Source organism: uncultured Bradyrhizobium sp. (assembly GCF_964252615.1).
Taxonomy (GTDB): domain Bacteria; phylum Pseudomonadota; class Alphaproteobacteria; order Rhizobiales; family Xanthobacteraceae; genus Bradyrhizobium.
The window spans coordinates 26,532-46,850 of the sequence record NZ_CAXUNQ010000004.1 but is presented as its reverse complement, the minus strand read 5'-3'; the positions used below and the strand labels follow the sequence as shown (position 1 = coordinate 46,850).

General features: G+C 62.5%; 20 protein-coding genes. All 20 read left to right on the top strand.

Annotated elements, in window-relative coordinates; translation table 11 throughout:
- The first annotated feature begins 23 nt into the window (after positions 1-23).
- The 20 genes from ACFE72_RS03790 to ACFE72_RS03695 all read left to right on the top strand — a co-directional run bounded on the left by ACFE72_RS03790 (position 24) and on the right by ACFE72_RS03695 (position 20,266).
- The gene (locus ACFE72_RS03790) at positions 24-1,238 is read left to right on the top strand and encodes an ABC transporter substrate-binding protein (RefSeq protein WP_375411726.1); all 1,215 of its coding nucleotides are present in this window, start codon (positions 24-26) and stop codon (positions 1,236-1,238) included.
- Between the two features lie 25 nt (positions 1,239-1,263).
- Entirely contained in the window at positions 1,264-1,752 is a 489-nt protein-coding gene (locus ACFE72_RS03785) for a 3-hydroxyacyl-ACP dehydratase FabZ family protein (RefSeq protein ID WP_375411725.1), read from the top strand.
- A 22-nt stretch (positions 1,753-1,774) separates the two neighbouring features.
- A complete protein-coding gene (locus ACFE72_RS03780; protein WP_375411724.1) occupies positions 1,775-2,077 on the top strand; it encodes an acyl carrier protein in 303 nt (100 codons plus the stop codon).
- Positions 2,078-2,115: 38 nt separating this feature from the next.
- Complete coding sequence (locus ACFE72_RS03775; RefSeq protein ID WP_375411723.1) at positions 2,116-2,817, top strand: hypothetical protein; 702 nt, start codon at positions 2,116-2,118, stop codon at positions 2,815-2,817.
- Positions 2,814-3,554 carry an SDR family NAD(P)-dependent oxidoreductase gene (locus tag ACFE72_RS03770; RefSeq protein WP_375411722.1) on the top strand — a complete coding sequence of 247 codons (741 nt, stop codon included), beginning with the start codon at positions 2,814-2,816 and terminating at the stop codon, positions 3,552-3,554. The genes ACFE72_RS03775 and ACFE72_RS03770 overlap by 4 nt, the downstream gene beginning before the upstream one ends.
- Positions 3,551-3,982, top strand: coding sequence for an acyl-CoA thioesterase (locus ACFE72_RS03765; RefSeq protein ID WP_375411721.1), 432 nt, complete (start codon positions 3,551-3,553; stop codon positions 3,980-3,982). The genes ACFE72_RS03770 and ACFE72_RS03765 overlap by 4 nt, the downstream gene beginning before the upstream one ends.
- A 378-nt stretch (positions 3,983-4,360) precedes the next feature.
- On the top strand, positions 4,361-5,662 hold the full coding sequence (locus ACFE72_RS03760; protein ID WP_375411720.1) for a lysine N(6)-hydroxylase/L-ornithine N(5)-oxygenase family protein: 1,302 nt from the start codon (positions 4,361-4,363) through the stop codon (positions 5,660-5,662).
- Complete coding sequence (locus ACFE72_RS03755) at positions 5,662-6,732, top strand: NAD(P)/FAD-dependent oxidoreductase (RefSeq protein ID WP_375411719.1); 1,071 nt, start codon at positions 5,662-5,664, stop codon at positions 6,730-6,732. Before ACFE72_RS03760 ends, ACFE72_RS03755 begins: the two co-directional genes overlap by 1 nt.
- On the top strand, positions 6,729-8,759 hold the full coding sequence (locus ACFE72_RS03750) for a class I tRNA ligase family protein (RefSeq protein ID WP_375411718.1): 2,031 nt from the start codon (positions 6,729-6,731) through the stop codon (positions 8,757-8,759). The genes ACFE72_RS03755 and ACFE72_RS03750 overlap by 4 nt, the downstream gene beginning before the upstream one ends.
- Positions 8,756-10,324, top strand: coding sequence for an AMP-binding protein (locus tag ACFE72_RS03745; RefSeq protein WP_375411717.1), 1,569 nt, complete (start codon positions 8,756-8,758; stop codon positions 10,322-10,324). Before ACFE72_RS03750 ends, ACFE72_RS03745 begins: the two co-directional genes overlap by 4 nt.
- Complete coding sequence (locus ACFE72_RS03740) at positions 10,324-10,590, top strand: hypothetical protein (protein WP_375411716.1); 267 nt, start codon at positions 10,324-10,326, stop codon at positions 10,588-10,590. The genes ACFE72_RS03745 and ACFE72_RS03740 overlap by 1 nt, the downstream gene beginning before the upstream one ends.
- Positions 10,587-11,192 (top strand): GNAT family N-acetyltransferase, encoded by a 606-nt coding sequence (locus ACFE72_RS03735; protein ID WP_375411715.1) that lies wholly within the window; start codon positions 10,587-10,589, stop codon positions 11,190-11,192. Before ACFE72_RS03740 ends, ACFE72_RS03735 begins: the two co-directional genes overlap by 4 nt.
- Positions 11,189-12,238, top strand: coding sequence for a C45 family autoproteolytic acyltransferase/hydolase (locus ACFE72_RS03730; protein WP_375411714.1), 1,050 nt, complete (start codon positions 11,189-11,191; stop codon positions 12,236-12,238). The genes ACFE72_RS03735 and ACFE72_RS03730 overlap by 4 nt, the downstream gene beginning before the upstream one ends.
- A gap of 7 nt (positions 12,239-12,245) precedes the next feature.
- Positions 12,246-13,448 carry an acyl-CoA dehydrogenase family protein gene (locus tag ACFE72_RS03725; RefSeq protein ID WP_375411713.1) on the top strand — a complete coding sequence of 401 codons (1,203 nt, stop codon included), beginning with the start codon at positions 12,246-12,248 and terminating at the stop codon, positions 13,446-13,448.
- Between the two features lie 3 nt (positions 13,449-13,451).
- Positions 13,452-14,258: a 4'-phosphopantetheinyl transferase family protein gene (locus ACFE72_RS03720; RefSeq protein WP_375411712.1), complete on the top strand. Its 807-nt coding sequence runs from the start codon at positions 13,452-13,454 to the stop codon at positions 14,256-14,258.
- Positions 14,259-14,329: 71 nt separating this feature from the next.
- Complete coding sequence (locus ACFE72_RS03715; protein WP_375411711.1) at positions 14,330-15,868, top strand: aldehyde dehydrogenase family protein; 1,539 nt, start codon at positions 14,330-14,332, stop codon at positions 15,866-15,868.
- A 184-nt stretch (positions 15,869-16,052) separates the two neighbouring features.
- Complete coding sequence (locus ACFE72_RS03710) at positions 16,053-16,979, top strand: alpha/beta fold hydrolase (RefSeq protein ID WP_375411710.1); 927 nt, start codon at positions 16,053-16,055, stop codon at positions 16,977-16,979.
- A gap of 238 nt (positions 16,980-17,217) precedes the next feature.
- A complete protein-coding gene (locus tag ACFE72_RS03705; RefSeq protein WP_375411709.1) occupies positions 17,218-18,444 on the top strand; it encodes a hypothetical protein in 1,227 nt (408 codons plus the stop codon).
- A gap of 11 nt (positions 18,445-18,455) precedes the next feature.
- The gene (locus ACFE72_RS03700; RefSeq protein WP_375411708.1) at positions 18,456-19,337 is read left to right on the top strand and encodes a radical SAM protein; all 882 of its coding nucleotides are present in this window, start codon (positions 18,456-18,458) and stop codon (positions 19,335-19,337) included.
- A gap of 32 nt (positions 19,338-19,369) precedes the next feature.
- Positions 19,370-20,266 (top strand): leucine-rich repeat domain-containing protein, encoded by an 897-nt coding sequence (locus ACFE72_RS03695; RefSeq protein WP_375411707.1) that lies wholly within the window; start codon positions 19,370-19,372, stop codon positions 20,264-20,266.
- Positions 20,267-20,319: the final 53 nt, after the last annotated feature.

Genomic DNA, 20,319 nt, shown 5'->3' with positions numbered 1-20,319 from the left:
TAAACCAGAAAAAGGCGAATCACATGAGCAATCCGGTGCGGTCCCCACGCGGCCTCGTCATGGCTATTGGCGTTTTCTCGGCGCTGATGGCGCAATCCGCAAGTGCCGAGGAACGGGTCGTCAAGATCGGCGGATTCGGCGCCAAATCCGGGGTTTTGCGTCCGTTCGGCGACAACAGTGACGCCGCGATGCAGGCGGCCGCGGCGCTTATCAACCGTGCCGGCGGCGTAAAGCTCGCCGATGGGGTGAAAGCGAAGATCGTCGTCGAATACCGCGACGACAAGTGCGACCCCGCCCAGGGCGTGGCAATTCTGAAATCATACGCCGACTCCGACTGGCTCGCGACCATCGGCACCACTTGCTCGTCGGTGCTCGAACCGGTGTTCAAGAGCCTGCAGCGCCGGGTCGGGGACAGCAGCGACCAGGGCGCCAAGATTCCGATCTTCGCCGATGTCGCGATGAAGACGGGTCTTGCCGACATTTCACAATGGTCGTTCCGCAACATCCCCGACGAAGTGCAGATGTATGACGCATTGTGGCAGTGGATGAAGACCAACAATCCGGATCTCAAGACCGTCTATGGCGGCGTAGAAGAAAACTTCGTGCACTCGAAGCAGACCTGGTACAACATCATCAAGGAGCGCGCGAAACTCGCCGGCTACGACGTCAAAGGCGAGGCGAAATGGCTTGTCGACGATACAAACTTCGCCGCGAAAGTCGAAGAGATCAAGGCATCGAACGCCGACATCGTCGTGATTTCGGCGCATCCGTACACGGCCTGCGGCGTGCTGCGGGAAATGGAGCGCGCCGGTGTGAAGCCGCGCGCGATTGTCGGGCTGACCAGCGTTACGACGCCGGAAACGCTTGAGAAATGCGGCGCGCAGGCAAGCGGCATGATCGTGCCGACCAGCTTTGCGCCGATCAACGACAAGGCGATCGCCGCGGCCAATGCGACCGCCAAGTTCCACGGCTATGCCGACCTTCACAGCATGGCTGCCTGGGAGAATATCTTCGCGCTGAAGCAGGTGATCGAGTCGCAAGGCGTTCTTGCAAAGCCGGACACGGTGCAGCAGGACCGTGAGAAAATCCGCGCCGGGCTCGAGAACCTCGGAAGCATGGATGGCCTGCTCGGCTCGATCGACCGCACCCCGCAGCGCGAGTCCAAGAAGAAGTTCGTTCTGGTCGAAGCCAAGAACGGCGCCTGGAGCGTTATCGACAACCGGCAGTCCGGCCAGTAGCTCGCGTCGAGGCCAGGGTTGACCAATGACGAAGGTTGCAACCACGGTCCAAAAGGCGGGTGCGGACTCCCTGGTCGTCACGGAACCGACGAGGTATCTAAGTCATCGCCCGCCATTCTTGTTCGTCGACCATGCCGAGGTAAATCCGGATATGTCCGAGGCCAGAGGCGTTCGACGCTTCCTGGCCGAGGACTGGTTCTTCAAAGGCCACTTCCCGGGCGATCCCATCGTCCCGGGGGTGATCCTTCTAGAGGTCGCCGCGCAGACCGCAAACCTGCTGCTGAGTTGCCGCGCCGATCGCCTGGTCCATGGATATCTCGTCAATGCCGACACCGTGAGCTTCAAGACCCCGGTGCGGTCCGGTGATACGGTAACCGCCAGTGTTCGCTTCAGCCGTGCCGAGGATGCCGGGACAGAGATCAAACCGGGAAGCTTCTTCACGTTCAAAACGTCGGTATTACGGGAAAACCAACCCTGCATGCGTGCGCTGTTAAGCGTGTTTTGGGCAAAATAGCCCGGAAATAAAGGAGATGACGATGACGACATGGACGCGCGATCAGATCGTGAATTTCATCAGGAACGACCTGTTGCTGCAACGCCTCGACCTTGCGTCGTCCGGGGTTACGGCCGAGGAACTGACGGAACAGACCACCCTGATGGAACCTCCGCTGTCGCTGGATTCGGTCGACGCCATCGATCTCGTCGTGGGCGTTGAACGCAAGTTCGAATTGCCGACCCAGGATCTGACCTCCGATTTCGTCAAGAGCACGTGCGGAAGCATCGGCAGCCTGGCCAATTATGTCTGCAACCGCTTGTCGTTGCCACATCCCGCGACCTAGCGGGCCGGCGCTCGATGGAGAAGCGGCGGACGCCAGGTGTGCTCGTTGTAGATTCGAACGACGTGCTGACCCAGGCAATCTACACCGAATTGATCGCCGCGGGCGCCGAGGTATATCAGCACTGCCGTAACCAGCAGGCTCCGGCGCCGTCATGTCACGCAGAGCATCTGATCTACGGAACGCGCGGCGATGAGATGATCGCTACGTGGGATATGTCACGGCGGCCGATCAACCGGGTCGTCTTTGGATTGCTTCCCGTCGAACAGGATTTGCAATTGCCGGGATCGCCGGAGGAAATCGACCGTCTTGCCGGCGGGATCGAAACGCGGCTGCTGGCGTTTCTGTCGGAGCTTCAGGCGGCAGGCCGTCTGCTGGCGCGGCACGATGGTGGACAAATCTGGGTCATCACCCAGGAGCAGAGCATGCGATTTTGTATTCCGCTCAACACCTGCCCGATCGAGACCCGGGCGAAGCAGGCGGCGGTCAAGAGCTTTGCCAAGGAGGTGCTGCATTTCGGCGTCACCGTCAACTGCGCGAGCGTCCAGCTTCTCGCCGAGCAAGCTTCCAAGGAACAGTGGCGGGCGGCGCGGGAACGGCTGAAAGTCTATGCCGTCCGGTTCAAGCCGCCAAAGGCGCCCGCGGTGGCAAAGACATTGACCGAGTTCCTGCTGCATCCGGATCTTCCGATGTCGGGGCTGGTCGTTCCCATCGGCTTCGGCATGGCGGAGCAGAACATTTGAGCGGTCGGTCCCAACAAACCGTGCTGGTCACCGGAGCTTCCCGGGGCATCGGCGCTGCGGTCATCCTCAGGCTGGCCGCCGATGGATGCCGGCTGGCGCTCTCCTATCGCACCGACGCGGATGCCGCGCAACGGATCGCCGCTTCCGCGCGCGATGCGGGCGCAGAGGTCGCGCTGTTTCAGGCGGACATCGCCGATCCAAGCCAGGCCTTGACTCTGCCGGAGCAGGCTTGCGCGCATTTCGGCAGCCTCGATGCCGTCGTGGCGAACGCCGGCGTCACGGTCGATGGGCCGTTCGTCGCGCTCACGCCGGCGCAGGTCGCCACGGTGCTTCGAACAAATCTGTCCGGCACCATAAGGATGGTATGTGCGGCACTTCCATATCTGCGACGATCTCGGGCCGCGGCAATCGTGCTGGTATCCTCCCTCGGCGGAATAGCGGGAAAGGACGGCCAGGTTCCCTACACCGCCAGCAAGGGCGGCGTCATAGGCCTCTGTCAGTGGCTGGGAGACCGGCTCGGCCCCGAAGGTATCAGGGTCAATGCCGTGGCACCGGGCTTCATCGCGACAGACATGACCACCCAGCTCGATCCGGAGCAAATGGCGCCGATCATTCAAGCATCCGCGCTGAGAAGGGTCGGCAGCGCCGAGGAGGTCGCGCATGCCGTCAGCTTCCTGCTCAGGCCGGGCTATATCCAATCAACGACGCTTCGTATCGACGGCGGCTTTGCCAGATGAACATCGAGCGCACGCCGGACAACGCGGCGATTTACAGCCATCCGGTTGCCTACGCCGATACCGACGCCGGAGGTATTGTATATCACGGCCGATATCTCGAAATCGTCGAACGCGCCCGAAATCATATATTTTATGCCGCGGGCTTCAACTATTCGGAGCTCGCCCGGCGCTGGGGCGTCATGTTCGTCATCAGAAAAGTCGAAATGATCTGCGAAGCGCCTGCCAAGCTCGATGATACGCTGACGGTTGCGACCTCGCTTACCCGCTGCGATCCGTCCCGGACCTGCTGGTTGACGAAGATCAGCTGCGAGGGAGCTTCCATTGCGTCGGCCAAGCTCGAGATCGTTGCGGTCGACATTCACGATCGCGGCATCCGCCGGCATCCCGACGCATTGCTGGATGCGCTCAGACCATACCTCCAGCGCTGACAAGCGGCGGCCGATCGCAAGGGCGGTGCTGGCCGCCGTCGATTCGCGCCAGGAAAGACGGTGCAAGTCCGTGCGCAGCAACGATTTGACCGCAGGCGCGCGGCGACAGAGCGCGCGGTTCCGCTACGTGGAAAGCTGCGGACCAGGCTGGCGTGCGGTTCCCAGTGAATATGTCGGCGCATGTTCCCGAGGTCACCTACCAATTCCATTAGTTGAGAGCATGTAGTCGTTCTGGTAGCTAGAAGTTGCAAGTCGAAAACCGCAAATGCGCCACAGCGAAAGACCGATGGCGTATGCCCACGCTGATACTTCTCCGAAATATCAGCGGCGGCCGTCTATTGTTGAAACCATGGTACGAACTCTAGGGAAGGAACGGCTGTGAAAACGCAGATCGTAGGAATTGGAGTCGGACCAGCAAATCTGAGTTTTGCTTCGCTGCTTCACCCGACCGGCCGCAGTAATTACTTCTTCGAGAAAAAGAAGGAGTTCAGCTGGCACCCCGGGCTGCAGATACCCAATGCGAGCCTGCAGGTGTCCTTTCTCAAGGATCTGGTGACGCTGGCGGATCCGACGAATCCGTTCTCGTTCCTGGCTTATCTCCACGAGCACGGCCGCACCTATCAATTCCTGAATGCCCGCTTCGACGCCGTTACGCGCGAAGAATTCACGCTGTATTTCAAGTGGGCCGCGCGCAGGAACGCCAATGTTCACTTCGACGAAGAGGTCGTCGGCATCGACTTCAAGGACGACTTCATCGTGCGGACCAACCGGCGCGAGCTCCGTTCCGAAAACCTCTCGATCGGCGTAGGCAAGGTTCCCTCCGTGCCCGAGTTCGCCGCGCAGAAGCTCGGGCCGACCATGTTTCACAGCGCCGACTACATGCGCCACATCGGCCGGTTCGGCGGCAAGCGCGTTGCCGTGGTGGGGTCCGGGCAGTCCGGCGCGGAGATATTTCAGAACCTGATCTCGCAGGAAGGCGATGCGACGCCATCGCATGTCGCCTGGATCTCGCGGCGCGCCTGCTTCTGGCCGTTGGACGATTCGCCGTTCACGAACGACCTGTTCATGCCCTGCCATCAGCGGTACTTCTCGTCGCTCAGCGAAACCACGCGGCGCCGCTTTCTGAATGACAACGTATTGGCCAGCGACGGAATTTCCGAGCTGACCTTGCGGGATATCTACCGGCGGCTGTACCTGCAGCGCTTCGTCACGGGCAAGGACAGCAGCATCGATATGTTGCCGGCCCGGACCGTAACCCATCTGATCGGAGAAGGATCGAGCTGGGTGCTGCGGCTGTCGCATGACGACGTCAATGTTCATGAAACCATGAAGTTCGACGTCGTCATCTGGGCCACCGGCTACCGAAATGCCCCGGTGCACTTCCTCGACTCCTTTGCAAATCGCCTGCACCGCGTAGGGGACGAAATTGCCATCGACGATAGTTTCGCCGCGCAATGGGACGGTCCGCGGAACCGCTCGATCTTCATCCAGAACGCCAGCCGTTCGCAGAAGGGGCTGGCCGACCCGAATCTCAGTCTGCTCGCATGGCGTAGCGAGAAGATGCTGGAGCGCCTGACCGGCCTTCCGAGCCGGGTCGAGCCGTTACCATCGGTGATGTCGTGGGCGCCCGTATCGCCGCTGCCGCATCAAAGTGGGATGGGCCGCGTAGGGATGCCATGATGGGTTCGTCGTTTCTGATCATTGGCGGCGGCATCATCGGTCATGTGATCGCCTGGCAAATCTGCCGCGCCTATCCGGATGCGGCGGTGACGTTGCTGGAACGCGATATGGTCGGCGCCGGCGCCACCTGCAGGTCGGCCGGGTTGCACTTCCCGCTCGGGCGGACGGCGGCGGTGCGTTCGATGAGCCAGTCCAGCGAGGCATTCTACAAAAGCTTTTGCGAGGCCCGGCCCGACGCCCCTATTGTTCCGCTGGGGCTGCGCGTTCACGCCAGGCAATCCGGAACGGAGAGCTTCGAAAGCTTTTTCACCGAGGGTGCCGATCTGGCGCCTGATCCGGACCAGCGCAACATATCCGACGCGCTCGGCTCGCAGCACCGGATATGGCGGGCCCACGGCGCGCATCGTGCCGACGTCGCCGCGCTGACCCTCTACATCAGCGGGCTCCTCGACGGCCGGCTGTGCTCGTACTCCGGAATCAAGGTCGTTCGCATTGTCGAAGACGATTCGGCGGTGCGGGTGTTGACCAATGACGGCCTCACATTCGAGGCGGACGCGGTCATTCTTGCGCCCGGACCCTGGGCACTGGCGCCGGAGTTCCAGCCGTTCACCGAAAGCCTCGGCATTCGCATCAAGCGGGTGGTCGCCTTCCATGTCGACGGGCCCGCGACGGCAGAACTGCAACCGGATGGGGTGGTCGATCTGTTCATCGACGAGGACGCATTCCTGATGCCGCGCCCACGGGGCGGCCGGCTGTTCAGCTTCACGCGTCAGCACTGGGATGTTTCACCGGAAGACGCCAATGGCGACATTGACGCCGAAGACCGCGCGGAGGCCGTCGGAGTTCTGAGCAGTGTCGCTCCTCGATTTTCCGGCTCGATAGGGGGCGGGCAGGCGTTTTGTGACGCTTATAGTCCGACCCGCGCGCCGATCGTGGCCGGCGTCGGTCAGTCCGGCCGTGTCATCTTCGCCGGGGCCGCCAACGGGTCCGGGTATCGGCTCGCTCCCGCAATCGCTCATGACGTTCTCAAGACCTTCGAAGCCGGACGGACAAGGGAAATCAACGGATGAAGATTTTCAGGCTCAACGAGCAAGAGCTGCATGCGGCATTCGGGATCCAGATGGCATCCGTGGATGCATTTCCGGACGCCGCGAACGGGCCGGGCGTCTCCTACGGCGTCATAGAGCCCGGCGGGATCAGCGCTTTTCACCGCCACGACGAGAGCGAACTGTTCGCGATCCTGGCCGGCTCCGGAGTGATAACGCCGGATCACGGCCCGGAGGTCCAGGTCGGCGCCGGCGATCTGGTCACGATCGGACCATTCGACAAGCATGTGCTGCGAAATGCCGGCACCGACCGGCTGGTCTTTGCGGACATCTATTGGCGCGATTCCGCCGCCGCGGTGGCCCGCTCGTCCGGCGCGGACGGCGTTTCACCCCGCAAGCCGTATTTCGTCTTTTCCACGCCGCCGACGCCGAACGGCGACCTGCATCTCGGTCATCTCTCCGGTCCTTACCTCGGCGCGGACGTGTTCGCCCGGTTCCAACGGATGCGTGGCGAGGACGCCTATCACATCACCGGCAGCGACGATTATCAGAGCTACGTCATCGCCAAGGGGCGGCAGCTCGGCAAAGAGCCGCAGGCCGTTGCGGACCATTTCGGCAAGGAAATCCTTGAGACGCTGCGGCTGCTCGACGTTCAGGTCGATCAGTACACGCTGACGTCGAGATCGGCGGGCTATGCCGAAGGGCTGCAGGAATTTTTCGATCGCGCCGCCGCGACCCGCAGCGTGGTCCGCCGCGCCGACAACGCCGCCTTCGATCCGCAGACCGACGCCTATCTGTACGAATGCGACGTCGGCGGCCGGTGCCCGACCTGCAACGCCGGGTGCGGAGGAAACATCTGCGAGGAGTGCGGCGAGCCGAATCTCGTGGTCGACATGAAGGACGCGGTGTCGCGCCTGTCCGGCAAGCCGCCGGTGACAAAACCCTTCGAGCGGTACGTGCTGGACCTTGCCGACTGCGCCGACCACATCCGGGACAAACTGCGCGAGGGCAAGGCTGCTCCGCGGCTCCTTGCGCTCGCCGACAGCGTGCTGCAGCGGGAGAATCTTCGTTTTCCGATTTCGCACCCGCAGCCATGGGGAGTGCCGCCCAAGGGGTCGGAGCTGCCGGGCCAGGTGATCTGGGTCTGGCCGGAGATGAGTTACGGATTCCTCTACGGCGTCGAAGCGCTCGGCAGGCAGATCGGCCGCGACTGGTCCGCCCTGTCGCCGCAGGACGACTGGCAGATCGTGCATTTCTTCGGATACGACAACAGCTTCTATCACACCATCATGTATCCCGCGCTGTACAGGCTGGCGTTCCCGGAGTGGAAGTCCAGCATCAGCTACCACATGAATGAATTCTATCTGCTGGACGGTTTGAAGTTCTCGACCAGCCGGCAGCATGCGGTATGGGGAAAGGAAGTCCTCAATCCGGACAGCGTCGATGCCGTGCGTTATCACCTTTGCCTGACCCGCGGCGAGGTCAAGCGCGCCGACTTCAACCGCGCCGCGCTTGCTTCCACCAACGATACTATTCTCGGCGAATGGGACCGCTGGCTGAGCGGGCTCGGCGACGCCATCAGCCGCCGCTACGGCGGCCTCGCGCCGGACGCCGGCGACTGGAGCATCGACCAGCGCGAATTTCTGCGTCAACTGGAAGCGCGCCGCGCGAGAATCGAGACCATGCTTTCGCCGGATGCATTCTCGCTCAACCAGGCGGCGCTCGAGGTCGACGGCATCGTGCGCGATACCGTTCGCTTCGCCGAAGCCCATCGCCAACTTTCGGCAGTCGCGTCTGCTTCGGATCGCAATCGCACGACAATCGCGCTCGAACTCGCGGCCGCCCTGCTGCTGGCCGACGCGACGACGGCGCTGATGCCCCGGTTCGCCGGGCGGCTGCGTAACGCGCTGGGCGTCGCCGATGAGCGGCGCTGGCCTGCTCACGTTTCACTCCTTCCGCCGGGTACGAAAGTGTCGCTTGAGCACTGCCGCTTCTTTTCCGGCCTCAAAAAAGAAGGGGACAGCGGGGCAACTGTTGAGAACGCAGCATGACTATGCAGGTATTCTTTTCATCGGCTCAGAACAGGCCGATGCGCTCCATCGTCAATGGGATCCATTCCAGTTCCTGGAGTCCGGATCATAAGCTGACGGTCTATCGCCCGGGGTCGCCCGGCGTGAGCCTGCCTCTTTCGGAATTGCAGGCGCGGGTGAACCGGGTCGCCTATTGGCTGAAGACGAAGGGCGTGAGGCCGCAGGACCGGATCGGAATCCTGTCGACCAACCGGCTCGAGTGGATCCTGCTGGATCTGGCGGCGCTCCATGTCGGTGCCGTTACGGCGGGGTTCGAGCCGGAGCCTTTCCAGGGCCGGGCCGATCTGGCGGAAACCTATAATCTTCGCTTTCTGTTCCATGACCGCGAATGCGCCGCGGCGGGCGGGGCCGGGGACAAGGCAGTGCCCATCGAAGCGGCGCACGACGCCAGCGTCTCGCCGGCCGTACCCGGCGCGACGAGCCCGATGCGGTACGGTCCGATCGACATATGCACCATCAAGTTCACCTCCGGAAGTACCGGAGAGTCGAAGGCGCTCGGCGCGACCGTCGGCAGCATCGACCAGTCGCTGAATTCGACCCAGCGAATGTTCGGCCACGGACCGGGCGACAAGCTTCTTGTGTTCCTGCCGTTGTCGCTGCTGCAGCAGCGCTATTGGATCTATTCCGCGCTGATGTTCGCGCACGACATCGTGGTCACCACCGCGAAGCTGGCGCTCGACGTGGTCAGGCGCGAGCGACCTACCGTCATTATGGGAGTTCCGGCGTTCTTCGAGTCGCTGAAAGCCTATATCGAGATGGAGGCCGAGGCGGACGGCGATCCATCCGATGTCCATACCGCGGCGCGTAAAATCCTCGGCAGCAAGGTCCGCTATTTCTGGACCGGCTCGGCGCCCGCCAGGCCTGACGTGCTCGCATTCTTTGACGATGCGTGCGCAATGCCGCTGTTCGAAGGCTATGGATTGAACGAGACCTGCATCGTCACCAAGAACCATCCGGGCGCGCATCGCCGCGGCAGCGTCGGAAAGCCGCTGGACGGCATGCACGTCAAGATCAACGCTGATAACGTCATCCAGGTCTACAGCGACCATCCCGTCAATACGCGTTATCTGTATGCGCCGGAAGGCGCCTCGGAACGCATCTTCGCGCCGGACGGTTCGGTCATAACCGGGGATCTCGGTTATTTCGACGAGGACGGCTACCTCTATGTGGTCGGGCGAGCCGACGACATGGTGGTTCTGGAGAACGGAAAGAACATTGCGGTACGTCCGCTCGAGGAGCGGCTCTCGCAAGTACCCGGCGTTCGTCAGGTCGTTGTCATAGGATCAGGACGCCCCGGCCTGGCCGCGATCGTCAGTCCGACCGACGGCGCCGATCTGGCGGCCATTCGCGAGGGCGTGCTGCGAGACGGCGCAACAAAAAACGGCGAGGACATCGCGATCGTCATCTTCATACCGGCCGGCTTCTCGCTCGAGAACGGCCTGCTGACCTCGCAGGGGAAAGTGCGGCGAAAAGCGATACTCGACCATTATGCAGATGAGATCAGCAGAGCATACGGAGAACGGTGATGAGTGAGACGGAAGAAGTCGTGCGTCGGCACATTGCGAGGGTGGCGCGAGCATCCGGAACCACGGCAGATGCGCTCAACATGGAGTCCCCGCTGCGTCAGGAATACGCGATCTCGTCCATGAAGATGGTCATGCTGATGACGGCCCTGTGCAATGAGATGGGCGTGAGCCTCACGCGATTCGATGAGCGCAACCTCGCGGGCATTCGGACCGGCCGCGATCTGGTCAGAATGTTCGATGAGGCGAAAGGGGAGCAGGCGGCATGACCTGGCAGTCGATGTTCTCCACGACGATGGAGAATGAGCGGGTTCGGCTTCGCCCGTTGCAGGCCTCCGATCGTGATGCGTTGTCGGCGATCGTGTTCGACCCGGATATCTGGCGCTACTTCGTGAGCCGGATAGACGACGAAGCGGGCCTTGACCGGTTCATCGAAACCGGACTGGCGGATATCGAGGCGCGCAAGCGTGCGGTATTCGTCGTGATCGACAAGCCCAGCAACAAGATAGCCGGCAGTATGTGTTATGGAAATCTAGCTGAAGCGGATGGCCGACTCGAGATCGGCTGGTCCTGGCTTGGCGCGGGATACCGCGGTACCGGCGTCAACCGTTTCGCGAAGCTCGCGCTGCTGACCTACGCGTTCGGACCGCTTGGGTGCGCCCGCGTGGAATTCAAGACGGATGTGCTCAATGAGCCCGCGCGTCGCGGGCTGCGCAACATCGGAGCCAAGGAAGAGGGGGTCTTCCGCAGCTACAACGTGATGCCCGGCGGCCGACGACGGGACGCGGTGTATTATTCGATTCTGGCGGCGGAGTGGCCGGACGTAAAGACGATGTTGAGCCGTCCGGAAAAGGCGATGGCGACATCATGACCAAGGCGGACATCGCGGTCATCGACCTCAATGGTGACCCGCATCAGCGTGGACTGTACCATGGCCTTCAGGCGGCGGATGCGATCCGGGCGTTTCTGGGCGATGGGTTGGCGCGACTGGATGCCTTTCTGGCCGAACCTCCGACGATGGAGCGGTTCGACGCCGAGCTGTCGGCCTATGGACGCAGCATCCGCGAGCAGACGCCTGATATTTACCGGGAGATCGAAGGCCTCGCCGACGGCGCGAGCATTTCGCTTCCGCAAGCCATACTGCTGCAGACGCGACGGGAATTGGCGGGCTTCAGCCGGTTTACCACGGCGGGGGACTGCACGACGTTCGCGCGTAGCTCCGGCAAGGCGGTGCTCGGACAGACGGTTGATCTTGCCGGCGACATGGACGACCAGCTCTCGGTGCTGCGGGTGCGGGACCGTTTCACCGGGCATCGCGCTCTGGTGCTGAGCTTCACCGGGTTGCTGGGGTACCTCGGCGTCAACGATCGCGGTCTCGCCATCGGGATCAATCTGGTGCTGGGGGGCAGTTGGCGGCCCGGGCTTCCGCCGTATCTGGCTATCCGGCATCTGCTCGATACCTGCTCGTCGGTGGAAGACGCACTCGTGCGCCTCGGGCAGCTCGACATAGCCAGTTCCCGGTGTCTGATGTTGTGCGACGCATCTGCAGCGGCATTTGTCGAGGTTCTCGACGGCCGGTTATCCGTCCGCCGCGGCAACCTGCTGTCGCACACCAATCATTTCCTGGATCCGGATTTTTCGGCCAGGGACGAAATGAACATCTTTGCGCGAAACGGGTCGGGCAAAAGGCTGGACACCTGCTCGGCGTGGTTGCGGGCAAATGCCGATCGCCTGGATCCCGAGGCGTATTTTGACTTGTTCACATCGGACCCGGTCGTGGTTCCCGATATCGGCAACCGAAGCGTCGAGAAGACGGTGGCGGCGGTCGTCCTCGATCCGGTCGAGCGGGTATTATACGTCCGCGCCGGAGACCCGCGCGCTGCGACGACCCAGCGCTTTGAGATGTTGGCCGCTTGAGGTTCCAATGAACTACACGGGTCCTGGCTTGGCCAATGAAGCATCGACGCCGCACAGATGCCTCGATGCAGACTATCTGGCGCTGCCGTTCTTTGACGATCGTCACCGCGAGGTCGCGGCGCGGCTGGAAAGCTGGCTGAGGGAAAAGGACGCGGCGATCGAAGCAGCGCTTGCGCAGTCGCCCAAGGAGGCCACACGTCGCGCGATCGGCTTGCTCGGCGAAGCCGGCTGGTTTTCCGCCGCCGTCAGTGAATCGATCGACTACCGCATCATCTGTATCGTGCGCGAGGGCCTCGCCTATCGTCACGATCTCCTGGATTTCGCGTTTTCCATTCAGGTCTTGTCCGCACTGCCTCTGGTGCTGTGGGGTACGGAAGACCAGCGTTCGCAGTTTCTGCCCGGCCTGCTTGCGGGCAGACGTATAGCTGCATTTGCGCTGACCGAGCGGGAGAGCGGCTCGGACGTCGCCTCGGTCGCGCTCGCGGCAACCCCGGCCGGCCAGGACTACCGACTGGCCGGCGAAAAAAACTGGATCGCAAACGCCGACATTGCCGACCATATCATGGTGCTGGCGCGGACCGGCGCCGGAACCGGGCCGATGGGCCTTTCGCTTTTTTTCGCGGACGCGTCGACGGCCGGGCTTACGGCCGAGGCGGTCGAACTGATCGCGCCGCGGCCATTCGGGCATTTGCACTTTGCCGATTGCGTGATCCCGGGCGGCCGGATTATCGGCGGAAACGGCGCCGGCCTCGCGGTTGCGCTGGATACGCTGGAACGCGTCCGCATGAGCGTCGGCGCGGCGGCAAATGGCTTCGCGCGCCGCGCCCTGCACGAAGCCCGCACGCATGTGACGCGGGTTCGGGCAACCGGCACGCGCCTTGCCGACATTCCCGTCGTACAGCAAAAACTGGCGCGCATGGCAGTTGCGCTCCACACCGCGCGCCTGGCGGTAGCGCAAGCGGCATGGGATATGGATCGCGACGGCGGGAGCCGATGCCTTACCTCCTCCCTGGCAAAATTGCACGCGACGGAAACCGCGCAGTCGGTGGTGGACGATTGTGTGCAGCTCCACGGCGCCGCCGGCGTCGTGAGCAACTCGGTTCCCGAACGCCTGTATCGACAGGTCCGGTCGTTGCGAATCTATGAAGGGACGTCGGAGATACAGGAAGCCATTCTCGGCGAGGCGGTGACCTACGGGTTCCTGGGCTAGGATATGTCGCGCACCGGCAACCTGCAGCTTTTGAAGGCGCACTCCGCCGAGGAGGATCGCGCCGCCGAGCGGCCGCTCCGGTTCGAGCGGATTGACGGCGACGAGGCGTTCTTGCGGGTCGCGGTCCTCGACACGTCGTGTCTGACGGATGGTGCGATCGCCGCCATGTCGTCGTCGCTCGACGAGCAAAAGAAGTCCGTTGCGGCATCCATCCGTTCGGCACCGCACCGCGGCGACTTTATCGCGGCGCATTTTCTGCTGCGGCGAGTCCTGGAAGACAGCCTCGGCATTCCGCGCAAGCTGTGGACCATCGATGCGACCGAAATGGGGAAACCCGTTGTGGCTTCGCCCGCGGCGATGTCCAAGCTCCGGATAAGCCTGTCGCACACGCGAGGACTTGTAGCCGCCGGCGTCGCACGAGGCTACGAGCTCGGCGTCGATGTGGAAAGAACGAGCACCGACGCCACGAGGTTGGCTATCAGCGACCGCTTCTTTGCCCCGGACGAGGCTTGCTATTTGCGCGGTCTCGATCCCGGCGCCGCACTGAACGAGTTCACGGCTCTCTGGACCTTGAAGGAAGCCTTCGCCAAGGCGATCGGAAAGGGATTTGGGCAACCGTTTCACAGTTTTTCGTTTACGCTGTCCGAGCCGCCCAGCATTACATTCTTCGACCCTGCGCTGGGCGATCCGGACGTCTGGCGGTTCTGGCGCGCACCGTATGGAAGGTTTCATTTGGCGCTGGCCTATGCTCCCAAGGATATGGCGGCGCCGCGCGCGCCAGTGGAGGTGCTGTGGTGGAAACAATCTTGAACAAATCGCAGTCGGGTTCTGATGTTGCGAAAGCATCGCCGGGACGTAAAGACGGGGCGGTCGACACGACCATGCGCGACGAGACCGCCGCGTTGCTGGGCCGGCTGGCGGTTCCGCAGGCAAGCTATCGTTCCGGAACGCTGCGGGTAAGAAGCCCGATCACCGGGGAAGTCGTTGCGGAAGTCGTGCAGTCCGACGCGGCCGATACCGCGGAGATGATTGAACGCGCGCACAAGGCGTATCTGGTCTGGCGAAACGTCGCGGCGCCCAAGCGCGGCGAACTCGTCCGCATTTTCGGCGAAGAATTGCGCCGGGCCAAGCCCATGCTGGGAAGACTGGTCTCGATCGAGGTCGGAAAGATCCTGTCCGAGGGCCTGGGTGAGGTCCAGGAGATGATCGACATCTGCGATTATGCCGTCGGCTTGTCGCGCCAGCTCTACGGACTCACCATTGCCAGCGAACGCCCGAATCATCGCCTGATGGAGCAATGGCATCCGGCCGGTGTCGTCGGCGTGATTTCGGCCTTCAATTTTCCCACCGCGGTGTGGAGCTGGAATGCGGCGTTGGCGCTGGTATGCGGCGATTCCGTGGTCTGGAAACCATCCGAAAAGACGCCGCTCACGGCGCTGGCGGTGCAGGCGATTTTCCAGCAGGCTGCAACGAGGTTCGGCGGCGTGCCGGAAGGCTTGTCGAGCCTGATCATCGGCGACTCCGGCATCGGCGAGAGCCTGGTCGACCATCCCGACGTCTCCGTGATCTCGGCGACGGGCTCGACGGCGATGGGACGCAAGGTCGCCGCGCGAGCCGCGCGGCGGTTCGCGCGTACCATCCTCGAATTGGGGGGAAACAACGCAGCCATCGTGTGCCCGTCCGCCGATCTCGATCTCGCCGTGCGGGCGATAGCGTTCGCGGCAATGGGCACCGCCGGCCAGCGATGCACGACGCTGCGGCGGCTGATTGTGCACAGTTCGGTGTACGACCGCCTCATTGCGGATCTCAAACGCGTTTTTTCATCGGTCGCGATAGGCAGCCCGCTCGACGGCAAGACATTGATCGGTCCGCTCATCGACGGCCGCGCCTTCGACGCCATGCAAAAGGCGCTTGCCGCGGCAAAGCAGGACGGCGGTCAGGTTCACGGCGGCGGCCGGGCCGATATTCCGGATTGTGCCGGCGGATATTACGTAAAGCCTGCGCTGGTCGAAATGCCCGCGCAAACCGACATTGTCCGGCATGAAACCTTTGCACCCATCCTCTACGTCCTCCGATACGAATCGTTGGATGAGGCGCTCGCCCTGCAGAACGGCGTTCCGCAGGGACTGTCGTCGTCCATCTTCTCGACCGACCTGCGCGAGGTCGAGCTGTTTCTGTCCGGCCGGGGCGCCGATTGCGGCATCGCCAACGTCAATATGGGACCATCGGGCGCGGAGATCGGCGGCGCCTTCGGCGGCGAGAAGGAAACCGGCGGTGGCCGCGAATCCGGATCCGATGCGTGGAAGGGTTACATGAGGCGCATGACCAGCGCGGTAAACTACGGGTCCGAACTGCCCCTTGCCCAGGGCGTGACGTTCGATATTCCCGCCGCCAGAGCTGGCGCCGCGCCGGGCCGTTGATCGACGGTTGTGCGCACGAACCTATCGGCTGATTCCCGGCTCTCGGGTGAGGCCGGCCATTGTCGTCACGTGCCCTCGCGGCATCCGGGATAAGGCCTCAGCCAGGTATACCCACTAGTACGTGTACGGCCGGATTCGTTTTCACTAGCATCTGGGTTCCTGCTTCCGGCGAGGAGACAAACAGATGTTGAAGGGACGCTTCGACTTAAATCCTGAGCGGGTCGAGTTGAAGTGCTCGGACGGCGTGGTTCTTGTCGGTCATTTCTGGGCGCACAAGGGGAGCTACCGTCTGGGAGTAGTTGTCGTCAATCCGGCCACCGGCGTCGTGGCCGGATACTATCACCGCTACGCGGCGTTTCTGACCGAGTGGGGGTTCGACGTATTGACTTACGACTATCGCGGGATCGGTCTGTCGCGGCCGAAGCAAATGCGCGGGTGCCGGTTCCGCTGGCGGGACTGGGGGGAGAAAGATTTCGACGGCGCCCTGAAATTCGTCGAATCGCGGTGCGCCAACGTTCCGATTTTCGTGGTCGGCCACAGCTTCGGCGGGGTTATACCGGGGCTGGCGGAAAGCGGCAGCCATGTCTATCGCATGCTGACCGTCGGCGCCCAGTTCGCCTATTGGCGCGATTACCAGAGGAGCCGGCGTCTTTCCCTGTTTCTGAAATGGCACGTGGTGATGCCCATCGTCACTGCGCTTTTTGGATATTTTCCGGGCAAGCGCTTTGGATGGCTTGAAGATCTGCCGGCGGGGGTTGCCAATGAATGGAGCTCGCAACGATCCCGCTTCGAGTTGAGCTATCCATTACATGAAAGAGAGGACGTGCTCAGACGGTTTCAGAACGTGACCGCGCCGATTTTGGCGATCACGGTGTCCGACGACGAGTTGGGAACGCCATGCGCCGTGAGAAGGACGCTGGCGTATTATCGTTCATCGAGAAGCGAGCAGGTGCTGCTCAACCCCGCCGACCTGGGAGAAGAGGCGACGGGTCATTTCGGGCTGTTTCACTGCCGGCATGCTTCCGGCTTCTGGATCGATACCGTGATGTGGCTTCGTGACGGGATCAACCCCTGGCCGCGCAAGCGGGTGAGCGAAGAGATGAGTTTCTAGGCGGTTTTGCCGTTTCGTTGCCAAGGGTTTGCTACGCGATGCGACCTACCTCCCGCTTCGCAGGACGGGGACGCATATTGGACCGGCTGCCGATCGGGCGCCGGCACCGCGCAAACCGCGGCGAGGTTTGCAAGGCGAAAAAAATCTGTTGGAATCGGGGGTATCTACGCTGGCCCGTTCCCTCCTGTCCCTGTTAGGTTTGCAAATTGCCGTTGCGCGGACCTATCGGAGTTTCAGCTTGAAGCACAGGATCGAGGCGACCGGCCTGCCGTCCTATAGCGCCGGCGGCCTTCAGGAAGGAGCCGGAACCTGCTACTTCGCCGAACGCGCCGCTCAGTTTTACGATCGTGACCTGGTGACTGCCACCGGCGCGGCCCAGAAGACGGCCGCTGAAACGTTCGCCGTCCCGGGAGAAGGAGCCTCGCTGCTGTTCATGTCGCGGGCGGACGACATTGTTCTGGCCCGCTCGTTTCCGAACGGGGAGCGCGCCGAGGCCGACCGCAAAATCGATCGGTTGCGCCAGCACTGGGAAACATGCGGAATTCGTGCCGGGCGGCTTGATTTCGTCGACGACGTACACGCGGCTGCGAAAGCAGCCTCTCGCGCGTTTTTCCTGTGTCCGCCGGTGTTCTCCTCGCAGGTCGCGGCCATTATCGGCGACGAACAGGCCCGCAGGCAGCGCGAGCTCATCGCAATGCTGCTCAACAAGCATCATGCCGCCCGCCAGTTGGGCGACAGCACGGTGCAGGCGGTGCCCGGACGGGAAAAATTGTCCGAGCTGACAGCGAACCAGAATGCGCGCTGGGTGATAAAGGCAGCTGTCGGCGCCGGCGGCCAGATGGTCGCTTTTGGCGACAGCCGCTCCGATATCGATGCCGTGCTGCGGGATTCCGCGGCCTGGGGAGACGCGGTTTTCCAACCCTATGTCGAGGGCGAGGAATATTTCGCCTTTTATCTCATTGATCCGGAACTGGCCGGGCCGAAGGTGATGCTGGAGGGCGCGTCGGACAACGCCGCGCCTCCGCGGTGCGCCAATAGCTGGTCGAAATCCGGCGACGGCATCGGCGTCACGGCGGCCGCAGGCCGCGTGTTCGAACTGGCGCGAACATGGGGCGCTGCGCCGTTCGTGTTGGGCCAGGATATCCGCGGTCCCCGACAGGCCGTCATCGACAACAATCCGCGATGGTGCGCCTATGTACCGATGCTGCGCCTGCTCGCAGAAGACCGCGGGCACATCAAGACCATGAAGCACTTACGGGTGCCTGCATCACCGGAAACGGCGGTTTCCGTGCTCCTCGGCATCGAGCCGTTTGCATACGACGGAAAGGGCGGCCGGGGCGTGGTGCTTTGCGCCGCGCCGGACCGTCCGGTTTCGGCCCTGGTCCTTCTCATCGTCAATGACGGCGACGGCGAGGTCGAGCGGGGCTTCCTGCAGCGGTTCGGGCTTGCTGTCAGTCCGGAATAGGGAAGAAAGAAATGTATTACGCGCAGCCCGTGTTCAGGCCGTTGTCAGAAGCGCAAAGCCTGCTGATCCAGGCAACGGTCGGCTGTTCCCAGCCGATCTGCACGTTTTGTCCAGTTTCGTCGGTGAAGGTTTTCCAGGTAAGACCGCAGCGAGACATCATCGCGGATATGGAAGAGGCCGCATCGATGATGCGCGACGAGGTAAAAACGATCTTTCTGCTTGCCGCAGACGCGTTTTTCATGGACGCGGCAGACCTGATCGAGATTTGCGGGACGGCGTCGCGACTTTTCCCCGCTCTGAAACGCATCTCGGCCTACGCCACGGCCAAGGATATTTTGCGCAAGACCGAGCAGGAGCTGACATCGATCCGGGCCTCGGGATTGAACCGGTTGTACGTCGGCGTGGATTCCGGCAGCGAAGAGGTGTTGCGACGCGTCAACAAGCGGATTACCGGACGCCAGACCGTCGATGCGTGCCGGAAGGCGGCCGGTTGCGGCTTCGAGCTTTCGACGACGGTGATCTTGGGGCTGGGGGGCAGAGAGCTGACCGAGGAGCATGCCGACATGACCGCGGCGCTCATCTCGCAGATCGAGCCGGACTTTCTCGGAATCGTGACGCTGATGACCTTTCCACATACCGCGCTCGGACAGCAGGCGGCGCGCGGAAGCTTTGCCGAGCTGGATACGGCGGGGCTGCTTGCGGAGCTCAAGCGAATGGTCGGCGGTCTTCAGATCACGAATCGGAAATGCGTGCTTCGTACCAACCATCCGTCGAATTATATCGTGCATCTTGCGGGTACGCTGCCGGATGACAAGGCTCGCCTCGCCGGGCTGCTTGCTTCGGTCCAGCCGGATTTGCTTAACGCCCGCGCCGAAATGCAGCGGTCACTCTGAACGATGCGCCGATAACATGGAGGGAGCCTGTGATGGATGATCTCGCGCGAAACGATAGTGTCGCCCTGGAAGCCCTCGAAGAGCTGCTGAAAAGACGGCTCAACCCTCTTGCGAAGCTGACCTGGGATGCCGTCGGTTACGAACTGCTGGGATCAAGAGTCGTTGGACTGTCGCTGTTCGGGTGCGGCCTTGAAGCCTTGCCGGTCGAGATTGCCCGGCTTGACGGCCTGCGGCGGTTGAATGTCCGCCGCAACAGGATTTGCGCGTTTCCGGCGGCGTTCGGCGACATGCCCGGGCTGCAGCTTGTCAGTGCCGAGCGCAACCGCCTGACCTGCATCCCCGATCTGCGCGGTTCGGCCGCGTCGTTGCGGGAGCTTTATCTGGCGAACAACCATATCGAGGACGTCGAGAATCTCAGGCATCTGTCGAAGCTGGAAATACTGGATCTGGATCACAACGGCATCCGCAGTATCGGCGACAGCCTTGCCGATTGCGGTGCGCTCAAAATCCTCAATCTGGGTTCCAAGAAGATAGCCACGTTGGCCGATCCGGACGTCTATACTCCGGCGCCGCTGCGGAAGTACCAGTTTCCGGGCCAGCCGAGGACGCCCTTCGAGCTCCAGGCCATGATTTTCGAGCAGAGGTTCAACAGGGTTGCGAAGCTGGAAAGCCTGCAGGCGCTTGAGTCGCTGGAAGAGCTTTCGATCGTTCTCAACCAGCTTTCCGAGCTCCCCGAAAACATCGGCAGACTGAAGAATCTACGCCTGCTTGACGCGAGCTACAACCAGTTGACGGCGCTGCCGCTCAGCCTGGGTTCCCTGACGCGTCTGGAAGTCGTCGACGTCAGTCACAACGATATCGCAGTGCCTCCGGCCTTCATATCCGGACAGACGCGGCTCGATCTTCGTGGAAACCCGGCCGGCACATAGATGGTCGATGGCCCCTGGCGGCGAGCCATGGCCGCCCTCCCGGCGGCCGGCAT